Annotated in this window: 3 protein-coding genes; all 3 read right to left on the reverse strand. The window is 50.1% G+C overall.

Annotated elements, in window-relative coordinates:
- Window positions 1-209: 209 nt before the first annotated feature.
- Window positions 210-1937 (reverse strand): hypothetical protein, encoded by a 1728-nt coding sequence (locus WC490_08005; GenBank protein MFA5098543.1) that lies wholly within the window; start codon window positions 1935-1937, stop codon window positions 210-212.
- A gap of 115 nt (window positions 1938-2052) precedes the next feature.
- Complete coding sequence (locus tag WC490_08010; protein MFA5098544.1) at window positions 2053-3000, reverse strand: hypothetical protein; 948 nt, start codon at window positions 2998-3000, stop codon at window positions 2053-2055.
- 107 nt (window positions 3001-3107) lie between these two features.
- Window positions 3108-3570: TCP-1/cpn60 chaperonin family protein (locus tag WC490_08015; GenBank protein ID MFA5098545.1), on the reverse strand; the 463-nt coding region annotated here is incomplete at its 5' end.

Below are 3570 nucleotides of genomic sequence, written 5' to 3' on the forward strand. Positions count from 1 at the left end.
CGTTCTGTATCACGGTCAGCATTTGTTTAAAGCCTTCGATCTTCATTTTTCTCACTTGGGGCCTTTCGGCGCCCTTACTCCTATTAAAAACAAAAAGTGGGTTTTTCCCACTGTTTTTCGGACTATTCAGTACATTTTTATGATACCATAACCCGGTCATATTGGCAAGAGGCGTCAAAAATGGGTTAACGGAATGGTTGATATGCGGTTCAAAGGCCCATAAGATTCATGGCTGCGCCGAATCCTATATACGGTCCTTCACCATGGGCTACTCCTGACCTTATGTCTTCAAACCTCTCTTTTAGGTTAAGTAGAGTGTCTATCCCGGTAGCGATCCTGCCGGCGGCCAGAGGCTGCAGAAGCGTCGTGACTGTCTCCGCATGCCTGTTCAGGCTGATGAACCTTTCATCTACGGCGTCCCTGCCTGCTGCTGTTCCTGAAGCTCCCTTCCATATGCTCCCTATAGTACCCTGGACCAGTTCGGTGCCTGCCGCTCCGAGCATCATGGCAGGGCTTCTAAGAAGTGCCGCAGCGCCCCCTGTAACGGATGATAAAGCTTCCCTGGTAGATATCCCGTCGCCCGGGGTCACCAGGGCCTTTACCCCTTCGAACATCCTCGGAACAGACCTCGTAATGGCAAGCATCGTATTCCTCATGAACCCGTGGCGCCCGGCGGATGACTGCAGCAAGTTCTCGTCCATCAGTCTCTTATAAGGTTTCAGTATGGTCTGGAACGGTTCGGAATCCAGGATATCGTTCTTCTCCTCATCTGAAACATAGATCCCCGTTGATTCAAGCGTCTTAAGCACGGCTTCCCCTGCATCAGGATATTTTTCAAGGATCTCCCGGGCTGCCTCCGCGCCTTTTTCCGAGAATGCGGTAATAATTTCGTTCAAATGGTCCTGTACCTCCCGGCCTTCCTTCAGGGAGTCTTTAGATATGGTATAGCCGTCAGACTTAAGTATTTCGGACACTTCTTTTTCGGTGTTCCTGCCCGGCATGATCTTTTTTATTGAATCCCTCATCATGTCGTCAAGGTAGAGCGCTTTGTCGTATTGGTAATACGTCATCGATTGCTCGATCAGCGGCTTGAATATTTCAACTGCTGCACGGCAGGCGGATTCAGTGTCCTTGTTATTGCTTGCAGTTATGAAAGACCTGATCTGCCCCGCGAATTTGTCCGTATCCGCCGTGAGGTTCCCTCCGTTAGTGCTCCTGTCGGCAGCCTCAAGGACCTTAAGTTCTCTTTCCATCTCATTCAGCCGTCCCGGGCCGCCTTTGATCAGATTTGTGATCTTCCTTTGTGTATCCCATTTTAGGTGCTTTACCTCTGCCGTCCGGGTCTCTTCCACGTATCCGTCGAATTTTACCAGCGCCTTCTGGATCTCCTCCTCAGCAAGCCCGATGGATTTCAGCTGATTTTCGAGACGATTCCGTATCCTGTCTTCTCTAGGGCCGTCCACCGAAAGTCCGCCGTTCTTGTCAAGGCGAATTTTGTCGCTTCCCAGCTTATCGTTTTTCTGACCCTTGGAGTATATGTCAATAGCTCTTTGAACGGCTTCATTTGCATCCTGGTTTTCTATCGATGACAGGTCCGGAGGCGCAATATTCCTGTCCGGTTCGGTTATCTTATCGATAGCCTCGTTGAACTGTCCTTCGACGAGTGCCAGGTATTGCCTTCGTGCGGCGGGATCCTTTAATGATTCGGATATTGAATTCCCGATAGCTGCCAGCCATCCTCCCTGTTCCTTTTCTGCCGGTGCGATAGAGGAAGGGTCAATAGGCGGATTGGTTATCGGCAGGCTTTCTTCAGAGTAAACCGGTTTTGTCCCGTTACTCGGGCTGTTTTCCGCAGGTACAGCCGTCTTCTTTTCCTCGATGACGGCTTTTTGAGTCGTGCCTGCGCGCAGACCTATATCCGAAGGCCCTGAGACCATGGTTTTCTCCTGTTTTAAGCAGAATGCCTTTTACATATATATGTCGACTGAAGAAGGCGGCAACTTGCGGGTAATATTTTCTTTAAGTCGAGGCATAAAAAATGAGGATGTGAATTCAAAAGTTAAGTCTGTAGCGCCTTATGCCTATCACTTCGTACCTGGTTTCCGGATCAAGCCCGAAATACCGGCTGTATCCTTCAGTGCAGACACTGCTGTCAAGGACAACTACGGCTCCTGTGCCTGCCTTTTCGCCATCCTTGAACCAGCCGGCCCACGCTTTTTTGTTCCCCCCGATTTTTGTTTTTAAATTCAGCATCATCTCTTTTTCCGAACGGAATGACCCGTTATAGTATTCTGAAACGGGATCGGCGGAGCCGTCGGGATCTTTCCGGACCGTCACAGGAGAAAGGACAGTGAAACTTTTTGTTTTAAGGAAATCCAGCAGGTTTTGGTCCATAAGAAAATGCCCCGAACCTGCAAGTACAAAGGTCCTGCCTTTACTGCAGGATGCAATAAGGGCCGATAACAGCGATGCTCCCCGTTTTTCTATGTTAAGGTCCATTATCTCTTTTTCCACGGAATCAATCAGAGGCTTGTTCTTATCGTATGTAGGATCACCCGGGCCTTTTCCGTATATGGAAAGATGCAGGCTTATGAGGGACAGGGACTTTTCCCTTGCTTTTTCGTCGTCCCATCCCAAGACCTTAATCTCTTCTTCAACAAGATCTGTCTTCATGTTCCTGTGCCTGTTTACTTCCTTTCCCGACTGTACGCTTTCCACAAGCACGGTATCGCCGGCTTTTGCGGTCAGCCTGAGCAATTCCGCAGTCAGCGCATCATCAAGATAGGAGCTGTGGTCCGGATCTCCTATGCAGATGATATCCGCTTCTTCGAAAGAAGTGTTCCCTGACAATATGAAGTTGCCGGATATAAAATCTTTCTCACGGGATGAAGCATCCTGACCAAAAGTCCGTCCATGGTCAGCAGGGACAGCCCTCTCATCTGACCGGTTCGTACCGGTACAGAGGAAGCCCCCGCCATATATGCAGTACAGATCTATCATTCGGTTATCATATCGAACTTAAATTCGGGAAATTTCAAAATAATCAACAGGAAAGAAAAGACCCACGCCTAGGCGTGGGTCTTCCTTTTTGATTTGAGCCGAACAGATTACATCATGTCGCCATAGCCGCCGCCGGGCATGCCTGCCGGCATCGCGGGAGCTTTTTCCTTTTCAGGTTTTTCGGCGATAAGGGCCTCGGTCGTGAGCAGCATAGCGGCTATGCTGGCCGCGTTCTGCAGGGCCGACCTGGTCACCTTGAGCGGATCTACAATTCCTGCCTTGAACATGTCCATGACCTCAAAGGACTGGGCGTTGAAGCCCATATTGGTGGTCTCTCCTTTGATCTTCTCGACTATCACGGAACCTTCCTGGCCGGCGTTGTTCGCGATCTGCTTCAGGGGCTCTTCGAGAGCCCTTCTTACTATAGAGACACCGATCTTTTCATCTCCCGTGGATTTGGCTTCCAGTTCTTCCACGTTCTTTATGGCATGTATGAAACCGGAGCCGCCGCCGGCTATGATGCCTTCTTCAACAGCCGCGCGGGTCGCTGAGAGCGCGTCCTCTATCCTG

The sequence above is a fragment of the Candidatus Margulisiibacteriota bacterium genome (assembly GCA_041650635.1).
In the GTDB taxonomy this organism is placed as follows: domain Bacteria; phylum Margulisbacteria; class WOR-1; order JAKLHX01; family JBAZKV01; genus JBAZKV01.